Origin of the sequence: Micromonospora sp. ALFpr18c, from assembly GCF_008868155.1 — a bacterium.
GTDB lineage: Bacteria > Actinomycetota > Actinomycetes > Mycobacteriales > Micromonosporaceae > Micromonospora.
This window is the reverse complement of record NZ_WBKR01000032.1, coordinates 23,653-36,888: the sequence shown is the minus strand read 5'-3', so window position 1 is coordinate 36,888 and position 13,236 is coordinate 23,653. Positions and strand designations below refer to the sequence as shown.

Genomic DNA, 13,236 nt, shown 5'->3' with positions numbered 1-13,236 from the left:
CGGTGGTGGGCCGATCGCCGGCGGTCGGGGGGCCGTCGGCGGTCGGCCGTCCGGGCGTGCTGGTGGTGGCGGGTGCAGTGCTGGGGGCGGTGGCCGTGCTGGCGGCCCTGCCGACGATGCTGTCCGCGCTCGTGTCGCCGTACGGCAGCGGGGGCCGGCTCTGGTCGGGGGTGCCGACCGTCGTCGCCGACTCGGCGGCGTACCCCGTCGGGCTGGCACTGGTCGCGCTGGCGGTGGCCGCCGTCCTGGCGGGTCGACCGAGCCGCCTCCCGGTGCTGGCCGCGCTGCCGTTCGCCGCCGGGGCACTGCCGGTGCTGCTCGTCGCGGTCGGTGTGCCCTGGCCGGTGCTCCCGGGTGCCGTGCTGCTCGCCGGTGTGGCCGCGCTGCTGCTCGCCGCCCTGGCCGCACCGCGCCCGGCGCTCGCGCCGACCGCCGTACCGGTGGGGGCGGTGCTGGTCGCCTCCGGCGTGCTGGGGCTGTTCGCCACCCGGGCCGGCACGCTCGCCGCCGAGGCGGTGCTGCTGGTGACGGCGGTGATCGTCGCGGTCGGGGCGCGGACGGTCGAGGTGCGGGTCGTGGGGTACCTCGCGGCGGTGGGCGCCGCATCGGCTCTGGCGGTGACCGCACCGCTCGCCGCCGGGCAGCCGCTGCGGTCGGCGGCGTACCCGTTGCTGGCGGTGGCCGCGCTGGTCCTGGCCGTCGCCGCCGCGACCAGCCCGGCGCGGGCGGTCGCCGCGACCAGCCGGACGGCGACGGCGCAGGCCCGACCCGGACGGGTGCTGGACGCCGCCGCGCAGGTGGTGGCGCTGGTGGCGGCCGTGCTCGCCGTCGAGGTGGCGCGGCACCTCGCAACCGTCTGCGTGCTCTGGGGTGTCGCCGTGGCGTTGCGGCTGCTGCGTCGGGGCGAGCCGGCCGGACGCCGGTGGACGTTCGCCGGCATCGCCGCGGGCAGCGAGCTGGTTGGGGCGTGGGTGCTGCTGGCCGCCGGCGGGGTGACGGTGCTGGAGGCGTACACCCTGCCGGCCGCGGCCCTCGCCCTCGGCGCGGGCCTGCTGGCCCTGCGGACCAGGCCGGGGCTGACCAGCTGGCCGGCCCTCGGCCCGGGGCTTGTCGCGGCGCTGCTGCCGAGCCTGGTGTCGGTGCTGGCCGGGCCGGATCCGCAGCCGTGGCGGCGGCTACTGCTCGGTGCGGCGGCGCTGAGCGTGGTGCTGGCCGGAGCGGCCCGCCGCTGGCAGGCTCCCGTGCTGCTCGGCGGCGGCGCGCTGACCCTGCTGGCGCTGCACGAACTGATCCGGGGTTGGGACCTGCTGCCCCGATGGATCTACCTGGCGCTCGGCGGGCTGGCGCTGGTCGGGCTCGCCGCCACCTACGAGCGACGCCGACGCGACCTGGCCCGGCTGCGGGCCGCAGTGACCAGGCTCGGCTGAGTCGTGGGGGTAGGGCCCGCCCTACCCCCCATTCGGGGGTTGTCAGGGTTACTCAGCGCGACCGCTGCCCGGACACTTGACATTAGGCCCGAACCAACCCGGTACGGGCGTAAGTGGATCGGGAGCAGCGATGGCGCTCGGAGCGGTGGCAGAACCGCCGGTACGACGGCGAGGCAGTGACTACGCACAGTTGTCCCGACGGATCAGCCAGGCGAGCCTGTTGGAGCGGCGCCCCGGCTGGTACGTCACCCGCATCGTGCTCACCCTCGGCGCCTTCGTGGCCGGCTGGGTCGCCGTGCTCCTCGTCGGTGACTCCTGGTGGCAGCTGCCGCTCGCGGCCGCGATGGCGGTCGCCACCACCCAGGTCGCGTTCCTCGGGCACGACGCCGGGCACCGTCAGATGTTCCGGCGGCGCGGCCCCAGCGAGCTGGTCGGGTTGTTGGCCGGCAACGTGGCGGTCGGGATCAGCTACGGCTGGTGGGTCGACAAGCACAACCGGCACCACGCCAACCCGAACCACGAGGACGAAGACCCGGACGTCGGCGCGGGCGCCCTGGTGTGGACACCCGAGCAGGCGATCGAGACCCGGGGCTTCGGCCGGTGGATGGCTCGGCGGCAGGCGTACTTCTTCTTCCCGATGCTGCTGCTCGAGGGCCTGAGCCTGCACGTGGCGAGCATCCGGGCGATCATCGGCCGGGAGAACGGCCGGTACACCGTCCCGATGCGGCACCGGGCCGTCGAGGCGGCGCTGCTCGGCGTGCACACCGTCGGGTACGTGGCGCTGCTGCTGGCGGTCATGTCGCCGGTCAAGGCGCTGCTCTTCGCCGTCGTGCACCAGGCGCTGTGGGGCCTCTACATGGGCTGCGCGTTCGCGCCCAACCACAAGGGCATGCCGATGCCGACCGCCGAGGACGAGCTGGACTTCCTGCGTAAGCAGGTGCTGACCTCCCGCAACGTGCGCGGCAGCCGGCTGGTGGACACCGCGCTGGGCGGGCTCAACTACCAGATCGAGCACCACCTGTTCCCGAACATGCCCCGGGCCAACCTGCGCCGGGCCCAGCCGATCGTCCGCGCCTACTGCGTCGAGCAGGGCATCTCGTACGCGGAGACCGGGCTGGTCGAGTCGTACCGGCAGGCACTCGGCCACCTGCACGAGGTGGGCCGGCCGCTGCGCGGCTGATCCAAGGGCCGCTGCGCGGCTGTTGCGAGGACTGATCGGGGGTGACATCTGACGATGCCGCCCCATCGTCGTTGATCGTCCGGTGAGCCGGACCTCGGTGGCGCGTACGGCCCGCCGTACGCGCCACCGGTAGGGTCTGCTCATGGCAGACCTGCTCACCGCGGACGCGGTGCGAGAAGAGCTGGGCCGGTTGCCCGACTGGTCGGGCGACCCGACCGGCATCGGTCGTACGGCCCAGCTCGGCAGTTTCCCGGCAGCCATCGCGGTGGTGGACCGGGTGGCGACGGTGGCCGAGGAGCTTGACCACCATCCCGACATCGACATCCGGTGGCGGACCCTGACCTTCCGCTGTGTCACGCACTCGGCCGGTGGGGTCACCTACCGGGACTTCGAGTTGGCCCGGCGGATTGACGACATCGTCCGGAGTGCGGCATGAGATTCGAGATCAGCAAGGTTCTGGACGCCATCGAGGGGCGGGTCTGCACGGACCCGTCGCTGGCTCGGGCCGTGGTCGACCTGGCCGAGATCATCCGTTACCAGGACATCGACGGCGGTCGGCCGGCCAGCCTGCTGCGCCTCGGCATGGTCATCGACGCGCTCTCCCGCGAGCTGGAGGAGGACAGCGTCCAGGTCTACGCGGTCGTGCACCGGGCGCTGCTCTCCGACGCCGACCTCACCTCGAACGAGCGGATGGTGGTGCGCCGCTGGGCCGACGACGGCCTCGTCGAGGTGCTCGACAACCCGGGCGACCGGATGCTGGAGGTGGCCGACCTGCTCGGTCTGCCGGTGCTCAGCCGGGTCCGCTTCGACGGGCTGCGCGGCCGGTTCCCGTGGCTGGTCGAGCAGCCCGGTCGGGTCGTCGCCCCGGTGCCCGGCGCCGGCGGGCCGGTGTTCATCGCACACGTCGGCGGCGGGCACTCGCCGGTGGCCGGCAAGCGTTCGCCGACCGGCGTGAAGCTGCTGGCCCGCCAGTGGCGCTGCCCGGAGTCGGGCTGCGCGCTGTTCGGCGGCGGTGGCGGGGGTGGCGCGTTCGCCGACCTGGCCGGAGGAGCGGACCGCAGCCCGGCGGCGCAGCCACCGCCCGCGCTGCGCAACGGCGTACCAACCTGCCCCCGGCACGGCGTACGCCTCGGTGACGGCGGCCCGCGTCCGCGTACGGAGGTGCTGGCGGTGCGCGTCGGCGGGCTGGTCCGGCGGCGGTTCGTGCTCAGCGACGAACAGCCGGTGGTGGCCGGCCGGGCTCCGGAGCAGGACGGCGGGATCATGCTCGGGCAGTGGCTCAACGACGAGGCCCGGCGGTGGATCAGCCGGGGTCACGTCCGCTTCGAGCTGCGGGTCGGCGAGGTCATCGTCACCGATGTGAGCACCAACGGCTCCGGCATCCGCCCGGGCGGTTCGATGGCCGAGTCGGACCGCATCCCGCTGGCCCCGCAGCAGTCCCGGGTGCTCGGCGAGAACGACATGATCGAGCTGTACCCCGGGGTGCAGATCGGTCGGGCCGAGGAGTTGCCGAGCGGCGCCCCGTTCACCCCGACCTCGGTGATGGCCGAGGCCCCGACGATGGCGATGCGCCTACCCCGCCCCTGACGCGCCCCTGCGGTGCGGTGCGGTGCGGTGCGCCAAGATCCGCACAAGAACGGGGAAAGTGCTGCCTCGACACCGTCCGAGGCAGCACTTTCCCGTAGTTGCGCAGATCTTGGCCAGCGCGGTCCGTCAACCGGCCAGCACGGCGGCGAGCTGGGCCACCGCCAGGTCGATCTCCTCCTCGGTGATGACCAGCGGCGGGGCGAGCCGGATGGTGGAGCCGTGGGTGTCCTTGGCGAGCACGCCACGCTCGGCGAGTCGTTCGCACGCCTCCCGCCCACTCATCAACGCCGGGTCGATGTCCAGACCGGCCCACAGGCCACGGACGCGTACCGCCACCAGGCCCTTGCCGACCAGCCCTTCCAGGCCGGCCCGCAGCCGCTCGCCAAGCTCGGCCGAGCGGCGCTGGAACTCGCCGGTGGCGAGCAGCCGGACCACCTCGATGGCGACCGCGCAGGCCAGCGGGTTGCCGCCGAAGGTGGAGCCGTGCTGGCCGGGCTTGAGCACGCCCAGCACGTCGGCGTTCGCGGCCACCGCGGAGACCGGCACGATGCCGCCGCCGAGCGCCTTGCCCAGCAGGTACATGTCCGGTACGACGCCCTCGTGGTCACAGGCGAAGGTCGCGCCGGTACGCCCCAGGCCGGACTGGATCTCGTCGGCGATGAACAGCACGTTGCGCTCGGTGCAGACCTCGCGGACGCCCGGTAGGTAGCCCTCCGGCGGCACCACCACGCCCTGCTCGCCCTGGATCGGCTCCAGCAGCACGGCCACGGTGTTCTCGTCGATCGCGGCGGTCAGCGCCTCCAGGTCGCCGTACGGCACGACCGTGAAACCGGGGGTGTACGGCCCGAAGTCGGCGCGGGCGTCCTCGTCGGTGGAGAAGCTCACGATGGTGGTGGTCCGGCCGTGGAAGTTGCCCTCGGCGACCACGATGTTGGCCTGCCCGGCGGGGACGCCCTTGACCTGGTAGCCCCACTTGCGGGCCACCTTGATCCCGGTCTCCACCGCCTCGGCGCCGGTGTTCATCGGCAGCACCAGGTCCTTGCCGCACAGCTCGGCCAGCTCCCGGCAGAAGTCGGCGAACTGGTCGTGGATGAACGCCCGGCTGGTCAGGGTCAGCCGGTCCAGTTGGGCGTGCGCGGCGGCGATCAGCTGCGGGTGCCGGTGGCCGAAGTTCAGCGCCGAGTAGCCGGCCAGGCAGTCCAGGTAGCGGCGGCCGTCCACGTCGGTGAGCCACGCGCCCTCGGCGGACGAGATCACCACCGGCAGCGGGTGGTAGTTGTGCGCCGTCCAGCGCTCGGCGTCCCGGACCGCTCCCGGCGTACGCAGGATGTCATCCACGATCACTTGCGTGCCTTTCCCTGACGGAGTCGCAGCGTGCAGCACTTCGGTCCGCCGCCGGCCTTACGCAGCTCGGACAGGTCGACACCGATGGTCTCGTAGCCCCGGTCGCGCAGCGTGGCGGCCAGGTCGGTGGCCTGCGCCGGCAGCACCACGTGCCGGCCGTCGCTGACCGCGTTCAGGCCCAGCACCTCCGCGTCGGCCATGGTGGCGTGGATCGCGTCGGGGAAGAGCCGGCGCAGTACGGCCTGGCTGCCGGGGGAGAACGCCTCCGGCAGGTACGCGACGGTCCGCTCGTCGAGCACGGTCAGCGCGGTGTCCAGGTGGTAGAACCGCGGGTCGACCAGCTGCATGGTGATCACCGGGTAGCCGAAGACCTCCTGCAGCTGGGCGTGCGAGGCGTGCGCCGTGCGGAAGCCGGTGCCGGCCAGCAGGTGGTCGCCGGCCAGCAGGACGTCGCCCTCACCCTCGTTGACGTGCTTCGGGTCGTACATCTCGAAGCCGGCGGCCTCGAACCAGGCCCGGTAGGCCGGCGCCTCGTCGGCGCGCTGCGGGTCGCGGAACTGCACCGCCATCGCCTTGCCGTCGATCACGGTGCCACCGTTGGCGGCGAACACCATGTCGGGCAGGCCGGGCACCGGAGTGATCTCCTCGACGGTGTGGCCCAGGCCGCGGTACGTCTGGCGCAGCTGCTCCCACTGGCGGACGGCCAGCGCGGCGTCGACCGGCGCGCTCGGGTCCATCCAGGGGTTGATGGCGTAGTCGACGGCGAAGTACGTCGGCCGGCACATCAACAGGCGCTGGCTGGTGGCGTCCATCGTCATTGTCCTGCTCCCAGGGGTCGGGCGCGCCCGGCCACCGTGGCCCACGGGCTGGCGCCGTTGCTCAACGTTATGCGGCGCCAGTGGCAGGATCCACCATCGAGAGTTGCGCAGACCGAACATTCGTTGCGTCTGCGCCACTGTCGGCTGCGATTCGTTGCGTCTGCGCTTCGCCGTACCCCGGAAACACTTCAGGGGCGGCGAATCGCCGCCCCTGAAAGGGTGTTGCCCCCGGTGAACCACCGGATCGTTCGGGCTGCCGGCGAACCGCCGGGTCTTTCGCCGGTGCACCACCGGCGAGCCGAACAGTGCCCGCTAGAACCGATCGACAAACTGTGAGTCAAGCCACTCGCGGAAGCGCTGCACCCAGTCGCCGTCGGTGGTCGGCCAGACGAACTGGCCGGTCATCGCCAGCACCCCGAGCACCACCGCGGTCAGACCGATCAGCACGCCGAACAGCGCGTCGGTCTTGCCGGCGACGTGCCGGCGGCGGGTGGCCATCAGGCCGAGCACCGACAGCACCGCGCCGACCGCGCCGAGCCCGATGCCGTACCCGGCCAGGGTGCCGGTCAGCACGAACAGCGCACCGGCGACGGACACGATCAGGCCGAGGGTGGCGAGCAGGCTGGCCCGTGGCTTCGGGCCGCGCGTCACCGGCGGCTCCGGTGCGGTCCGCTCCGGCGTCGGGTCGACCGGCCGGTCGGTGGTGTCGGCCGGCCGCGTGGCCCGGTTCCGGTCGAGGTCGACGTCCCGCTCGGCGGTGCGATCACGCGTCGGGGTCGGCGTGGCGACGGCTCGGGCGTCGCCCTCCACCGGCCGGGCGGTCGCGGCCCGGGCCACGGCCGCGCGCTCGGCGGCCCGTCGCTCGGCTTCGCTGGTCTGGTCGCCGGTCGCGGCGGTGCTGCGGTACGTCGTCTGGTCGGCGTCCCGGTCGGTGACCACCGGTCGGCCGGCGGCCTCGCCGTCGGACCGGCCCTCGGCCAGCGTCGTGTTGTCTCGGTTGGTGACCGGGGTGTCGCGGCCGTCCACGCGGCCGTCGAGGTTCTCGTCCCGCGTCGGTGCCGGCTCGGACCGGCGGGACAGCGAAGGAATCCTGACCACTACACACCTCCTGTTGAATGCGTGGTGGCCGACGGAAAGGGTGGCACCCACGCGGTGTCGACCCCCAAATACCCACCTGGGCGTTTCCTGACACCAATCCCGGGTACGGCTCCCGACGCGCGCCCTGATCGCCTGGGCCGCGTTCGTGGCCGGCGTCAGGGGGTCGCGCCCGGGCTGACGTCGCCGCACAGCTCGCCCGATCCGGCCGAGCGCCGCTGGCTATCCTTGGCACCCGTGCCAGAGGGACACACGATCCACCGCCTGGCGGCCCGCCACGCCGACCTGTTCGCCGGCGACAAGCCGCACGCCAGCAGCCCGCAGGGCCGCTTCGCCGAGGGCGCGGCCCGGCTCTCCGGCACGGTCCTGGAGAGCACCGAGGCGTACGGCAAGCACCTGCTGCACCACTACGCCGGCGAGCTGACCCTGCACGTGCACCTCGGGCTGTACGGCACGTTCACCGACGGGTCGGGGGAGCCGCCGGAACCGGTGGGCCAGGTGCGGCTGCGGTTGGCCAGCGACCGGCACTGGCTGGACCTGCGCGGCCCCACGGCCTGCGAGCTGCTCACCCCGCCCGAGGTGGCGGCCCTGCGGGCCCGCCTCGGGCCGGACCCGCTGCGCGCCGACGCCGATCCCGAGCGGGCGTACGCCCGGATCTCCCGCAGCCCGACGCCCCTCGCCGCGCTGCTGCTGGACCAGTCGGTGGTGGCCGGCACCGGGCTGATCTTCGTGACCGAGGCGCTGTTCCGGGCCGGGTTGCCGCCGACGCTGCCCGGCCGCCTCCTGACCCGCGACGGCTGGGACGTGCTCTGGGCCGACCTGGTCGCGCTGATGCGCCTCGCCGTCGCGCACGGCCGGATCGACACCGTCCGCGACGCGCACCTGCCGGAGGTCCTGGGCCGGCCGCCCCGGATGGACCGCCACGGCGGAGAGGTGTACGTCTACCGCCGCCCCGGCGCGCCCTGCCACGTCTGCGGTACCGAGGTCAGCCGCGGCGAGCTGGCCGGCCGCAACCTCTACTGGTGCCGCACCTGCCAGGCCTGAGCCGACGGCACCACGATCGGCGACGGTGTCGGTCAGTGCCCGTCGAGCAGCCAGCGGGCCACCTCGATCTGGTGCGGGAAGACGACCTGATCGGCGATGCTCCAGGCCAGCGTGTGCCCGATCGTCCAGCCCCGGACCCGCTCGGTGTCCAGCCCCAGTTCCGCGCTGAGCCGGTCCAGTCGGTGTCGGACGGCGGCCGGCGAGTGACCCAGCTCCTGGCCACGGACCATCGGCACGACGGAGAACTCCCGCTCACCGGTGAGCGGCTTCGGATCGATCGCCAGCCAGGGTTCCCGGTCGGCGGTGAGCACGTTGCCGGCGTGCAGGTCCTGGTTGACGAGCACCTGCTCACCCTGGCTCGGCACCAGATCGGTGAGCAGGGCCAGCGCCGCGTCGAGCAGTCGGCGCTCGTACGGCCGGCCGGCGCGATCCCAGGCCCGGGGCATCCGGTCGATCCAGCCGGCGGCCTCATCGGCCAGCGGGGTGAAGGGTGCGCCGGCGGGTCGCCACAGCCGGGGGAGGAGTCCGGTCACCACGTCCAGCGCCCGGTCCATGGGCAGCTCGTGCAGCGGGGTGCCGGGTCGGCAGCGCTCCACCAGCAGGGCACGGCGCGCGGGGTCGTGGGCGAGCAGCCGGATCGTCCCGTCGCCGTCCCAGCGGGCCAGCGCGTCGGCCTCGTGCCGGCTGTCCTCGTCCGGGTACTGGAGCTTCAGCACCGCGGCCGTGCCGTCCGGCAGGTCGGCGGGGAGCGCCAGTGACGCGTACGCGTACCGGAAGGGTGGGCCGGGTCGCAGCGACCACTGCTCGGCGCACTCCGCCAGCCAGGTCGGGAGTGCGGCCAGCCAGGCCCGCCCGGACGGTGTCGCGTTCACCCAGTCGAGGCCCTCGGGTAGGTCCATCCGCCCATCATGGGCCATCCAACGCGCCGTCGAGAGTCCACAATGGCTAGCGTGCGGATTGGCGTGAACGTTCCGAACTTCGCCCCGGGCACCGACCCCGACGTGCTGCGACGGTGGGCGCAGACGGTCGAGGGCCTCGGCTTCGACCTGCTGATGGTCTCCGACCACATCGTGGTGACCCCGGACGTGGCCGAGCAGTATCCGGCGCCGTTCTACGAACCGTTCACCACGCTGTCCTGGCTGGCCGGGGTGACCAGCCGGGTCCGGCTGGGCACCACGGTGCTCATCGTCCCGTACCGGCACCCGCTGCTCACCGCCCGGATGGCGGCGAACCTCAACCGTCTCAGCGGCGGCCGGCTCGTCCTCGGTGTGGGCGTGGGTTGGGCCCGGCAGGAGTTCGAGGCGCTTGGCGTGCCGTTCGGGCGGCGCGGCGCGCTGACCGACGAATACCTGCGCGCCATGCGTGCGGCCTGGCAGGACACCGAGGACTACGACAGCGGTGCGATCCCGATCTGGGTCGGCGGCAACAGCGACGCCGGTATGCGCCGCGCGGTACTGCTCGGTGACGCCTGGCATCCGCTGCGGGTCGCGCCCGGACAGTTGGCCGAGGCGGTCGGCCGACTGAAGATCATCGCGGACGAGCAGGGTCGTCCGGTGCCCGCGGTGGTGCCGCGCACCGCGCTGCGCGAGACCTCTGAGCCGATCACCGCCCCGGACCGGCTCGCCGGTGTCGGCACCATCGACCAGATCATCGCCGACATCGACCAGATCCGTTCGCTCGGCGCGGAGACGGTGGTGCTCGACCCGTTCAACGACGACCTGACCGAGATCCGCCAGCCCGAACGCGCCTGGCGGACCCTTGCGGCCGTGGCCGCGTACCACCGATCCCAGGAGGTCCGATGACACCCGACGACGAGACGTTCCTCCGCCGCGCCGTGGAGATCGCCAACGAGGCGGGGGCGTCCGGCGAACGGCCGTTCGGCTCGTTGCTGGTCGGCGCGGACGGTGTCGTCCTGATCGAGGACCGCAACACGGTGGTCTCCGACTCGGACATCACCGCGCATCCGGAGCTGAAGCTGGCCCGCTGGGCCGCTCGGGAACTCCCTCCCGAGGTGGCCGCCGGCACCACGATGTTCACCAGTTGTCAGCCCTGCCCGATGTGCGCGACCGCCATCGACCGGTCCGGGCTCGGCCGGGTGGTGTACGCCCTGTCCAGCGAGCAGTTCGAGGAGGTCAAGCCGGCCACCCCGCCGCTGCCCCCGGTCCGCTACGAGGGGCCGGCGCTGTTCGACGAGGCGCGTCGGCCGATCGACGACTACTACTGACGGGCGTGGCGGGCCCGGTCCCATCCGGTGCTGCTCGGCCGTGCCCTGACGCAGGTGGAATTGACAGTCGGACGCCTGCCGGAGCAGGGTTGAACAGTGACAACGATGTCAACGGACAAAGGCGAGGGAAACGTACTCATGATCCTTTCGGATCGTTCCGGCACTCGCGGTGTCCCGTTGACGGTTTTCCGGCGCGGACCAGGTCCGTCCGCCGATCCTGGCCGTATGTCCCTTCCCTTCCCGACGGTGACCAGCTGAGATGACCGACGTGCCCCGATCCGACGCCGCAACGACCCCCGCTCCTGCCGGGTCACCCGACCTGCTCGACCTCGACGAGTTCCTCGCCGACCAGACCCGCACGCTGCTCGACACGGCCGGCCGGTCGATCCGGCCCGAGGGCGGTTTCTGGTGGCTCACCGACGACCGCACCCCGGACCGCGGCGAACCGGTCTACACCTGGATCACCTGCCGGATGACCCACGTGGCCGCCCTCGCCCACCGCAACGGCGACCCGGACGCCGCCGCCCTGGTCGACCACGGCATCGCCGCGCTGAGCACACTGCTGCGCGACGAGCGGTACGGCGGGTGGTTCAGCGCGGTGGACCAGCAGGGCGCGCCCGTCAACGACCGTAAGGCCGGCTACGACCACGCGTTCGTGCTGCTCGCCGCGTCCAGCGCGGCCCGCGCCGGCCGGCCCGGCGCGGACCGGTTGCTCGCCGACGCGCAGGCCGTGGTTCGGGACCGGTTCTGGGACGACGACGCCGGTGCGGTCCGCGAATCGTGGAACCGGGACTGGACGGTCACCGAGGACTACCGCGGCGCGAACAGCAGCATGCACATGGTCGAGGCATTCCTCGCCGCTGCCGCCGCCACCGGGGACACCAGCTGGACCGACCGGGCCCTGCTGATCGGCACCCACCTGGTGCACGGTGAGGTCGCACGCCACGACTGGCGGCTGCCCGAGCACTTCACCGCCGACTGGGCGCCGCTGCCCGACTACAACCGGGACCGGCCCGCCGACCCGTTCCGGCCGTACGGCTCCACCATCGGGCACTGGCTGGAATGGGCCCGGCTGCTGCTGGAACTGGAGGCGGTCCTGCCGCAGCCACCGCGCTGGCTGCTCGACGACGCGCGCGCCCTGTTCGCGGCCTCCGTCCGACGCGGCTGGGCGGTGGACGGCGCGGACGGCTTCGTCTACACGATCGACTGGGACGACCGGCCGGTGGTCCGCTCCCGGATGCACTGGGTGCTGGCCGAGGCGGTCGGTGCGGCGGTCACCCTGCACCGGCGTACCGGCGACGCCGTCTACGCCGACTGGTACCGGGTGTTCTGGGCGTACGCCCGCCGCTACCTCGTCGACGGCACCGGATGGCGGCACGAGCTGGACCCGCAGAACCGTCCCGCCGACACGGTCTGGCACGGCCGACCGGACGTCTACCACGCATACCAGGCGGTGCTGCTGTCCCGGTCGGCCGACGGTCTCGGCGGCACCGGCCCGCTCGCCCCGGGCGAGGTGACCGCGTGATCGTGGTCGCGGGTGAGGCACTGATCGACCTGGTGGTCAGTGCCGAAGGGCAACGGGCGGTGCCGGGTGGCTCCCCGGCGAACGTGGCGGTCACCCTGGCGCGCCTCGACGAGCCGGTGCGCCTGCTGGCGCGGATCGGCACCGACGAGTACGGCCGGCAGCTCACCGAGTACCTGAGCGCCAACCGGGTGGATCTGGCCTGGGCGGTACGCGCCGACGAGCCCACGTCGGTGGCGGTGGCCACCCTGAACGCCGCCGGCCAGGCCAGCTACGAGTTCCGGCTGGCCGGCACGGCGGACTGGCAGTGGACGCCGCAGGAGCTGCCCGAGCTGGCCGGGTCACCGGCGACCGCCCTGCACACCGGGTCGCTCGCACTCGCCCTGGCCCCCGGCGCGCAGGTGCTGGAGGGCCTGCTCGCCCGCGAACACCGTCGCGACGGGCTCACCGTCTCGATCGACCTCAACCTGCGTCCGAGCATCGTCACGGACCGGGCGGCGGAGCAGGCGCGGGTACGACGGCAGGTGGGCCTCGCGCACCTGGTGAAGGCCAGCGACGAGGACCTGGCCTGGCTTTACCCGGACCGGACGGTGTCCGACGTGCTGGCCGGTTGGCGGGAGGCCGGGGTGTCCTGCGCGGTGGTGACCCGGGGTGGGGAGGGCGCCTGGCTGCTCGCCCCGGACGGTGCGCTGCTCGAGCAACCCGTGGTGCGTACCACGGTGGTCGACACCGTCGGCGCCGGCGACTCGTTCACCGGTGGCCTGCTGGCCGCGCTCGCCGCTCTCGACGCGCTCGGTGACCGGCCGGCCGATCGGCTCGCCGCGGTGACCGCGCAGCAGTGGGCGGAGGTGCTCCGGCAGGCCGCGACGGTGGCGGCGCTGACCTGCGGCCGGCGGGGTGCCGACCCGCCCCGCCGCGCCGAGGTCGAAGCCCTGCTGCACCCCACCACCACCAGCTGACTCCCGCGATCGTGCACTTTCTGTCGCGGCATAACG

13 protein-coding genes are annotated in these 13,236 nt (G+C 73.4%); 9 read left to right on the top strand and 4 right to left on the bottom strand.

Annotation, left to right across the window (positions count from 1 at the left end; genetic code table 11):
- The 4 genes from F8271_RS09185 to F8271_RS09170 form a co-directional block, all read left to right on the top strand.
- Positions 1 to 1,427, top strand: a 1,427-nt coding sequence (locus F8271_RS09185) for an SCO7613 C-terminal domain-containing membrane protein (protein ID WP_370461889.1), incomplete at its 5' end; no start/stop codon positions are given.
- Positions 1,428 to 1,557: 130 nt separating this feature from the next.
- Entirely contained in the window at positions 1,558 to 2,607 is a 1,050-nt protein-coding gene (locus F8271_RS09180) for an acyl-CoA desaturase (RefSeq protein WP_151489268.1), read from the top strand.
- A gap of 142 nt (positions 2,608 to 2,749) precedes the next feature.
- Complete coding sequence (locus F8271_RS09175) at positions 2,750 to 3,043, top strand: 4a-hydroxytetrahydrobiopterin dehydratase (protein WP_151489267.1); 294 nt, start codon at positions 2,750 to 2,752, stop codon at positions 3,041 to 3,043.
- On the top strand, positions 3,040 to 4,194 hold the full coding sequence (locus F8271_RS09170) for an FHA domain-containing protein (RefSeq protein WP_151489266.1): 1,155 nt from the start codon (positions 3,040 to 3,042) through the stop codon (positions 4,192 to 4,194). Before F8271_RS09175 ends, F8271_RS09170 begins: the two co-directional genes overlap by 4 nt.
- A gap of 126 nt (positions 4,195 to 4,320) precedes the next feature.
- Here F8271_RS09170 and rocD read toward each other — a convergent pair whose 3' ends face one another.
- The 3 genes from rocD to F8271_RS09155 form a co-directional block, all read right to left on the bottom strand.
- Positions 4,321 to 5,535 carry an ornithine--oxo-acid transaminase gene (gene rocD, locus F8271_RS09165; protein ID WP_192580206.1) on the bottom strand — a complete coding sequence of 405 codons (1,215 nt, stop codon included), beginning with the start codon at positions 5,533 to 5,535 and terminating at the stop codon, positions 4,321 to 4,323.
- Positions 5,535 to 6,350 carry a dimethylargininase gene (gene ddaH / locus F8271_RS09160; protein WP_192580205.1) on the bottom strand — a complete coding sequence of 272 codons (816 nt, stop codon included), beginning with the start codon at positions 6,348 to 6,350 and terminating at the stop codon, positions 5,535 to 5,537. The genes rocD and ddaH overlap by 1 nt, the downstream gene beginning before the upstream one ends.
- Positions 6,351 to 6,668: 318 nt before the next feature.
- On the bottom strand, positions 6,669 to 7,454 hold the full coding sequence (locus F8271_RS09155) for a DMT family transporter (protein WP_225854297.1): 786 nt from the start codon (positions 7,452 to 7,454) through the stop codon (positions 6,669 to 6,671).
- A gap of 234 nt (positions 7,455 to 7,688) precedes the next feature.
- Between F8271_RS09155 and F8271_RS09150 the strand changes: the two genes are divergently transcribed.
- Positions 7,689 to 8,495, top strand: a complete 807-nt coding sequence (locus F8271_RS09150) for an Fpg/Nei family DNA glycosylase (RefSeq protein WP_151489263.1) — start codon at positions 7,689 to 7,691, stop codon at positions 8,493 to 8,495.
- Positions 8,496 to 8,527: 32 nt separating this feature from the next.
- Here F8271_RS09150 and F8271_RS09145 read toward each other — a convergent pair whose 3' ends face one another.
- A complete protein-coding gene (locus tag F8271_RS09145; RefSeq protein WP_192580204.1) occupies positions 8,528 to 9,394 on the bottom strand; it encodes an aminoglycoside phosphotransferase family protein in 867 nt (288 codons plus the stop codon).
- 51 nt (positions 9,395 to 9,445) lie between these two features.
- On the opposite strand from F8271_RS09145, the gene F8271_RS09140 reads away from it, so the two are divergent.
- From F8271_RS09140 to F8271_RS09125, 4 genes are all read left to right on the top strand, one after another.
- The gene (locus tag F8271_RS09140) at positions 9,446 to 10,297 is read left to right on the top strand and encodes an LLM class flavin-dependent oxidoreductase (RefSeq protein ID WP_151489261.1); all 852 of its coding nucleotides are present in this window, start codon (positions 9,446 to 9,448) and stop codon (positions 10,295 to 10,297) included.
- Positions 10,294 to 10,719 carry a nucleoside deaminase gene (locus F8271_RS09135; RefSeq protein WP_151489260.1) on the top strand — a complete coding sequence of 142 codons (426 nt, stop codon included), beginning with the start codon at positions 10,294 to 10,296 and terminating at the stop codon, positions 10,717 to 10,719. The genes F8271_RS09140 and F8271_RS09135 overlap by 4 nt, the downstream gene beginning before the upstream one ends.
- Positions 10,720 to 10,978: 259 nt before the next feature.
- Positions 10,979 to 12,244, top strand: coding sequence for an AGE family epimerase/isomerase (locus tag F8271_RS09130; RefSeq protein ID WP_151489259.1), 1,266 nt, complete (start codon positions 10,979 to 10,981; stop codon positions 12,242 to 12,244).
- Entirely contained in the window at positions 12,241 to 13,200 is a 960-nt protein-coding gene (locus tag F8271_RS09125) for a carbohydrate kinase (RefSeq protein ID WP_151489258.1), read from the top strand. The genes F8271_RS09130 and F8271_RS09125 overlap by 4 nt, the downstream gene beginning before the upstream one ends.
- The last annotated feature ends 36 nt before the right edge of the window (positions 13,201 to 13,236 follow it).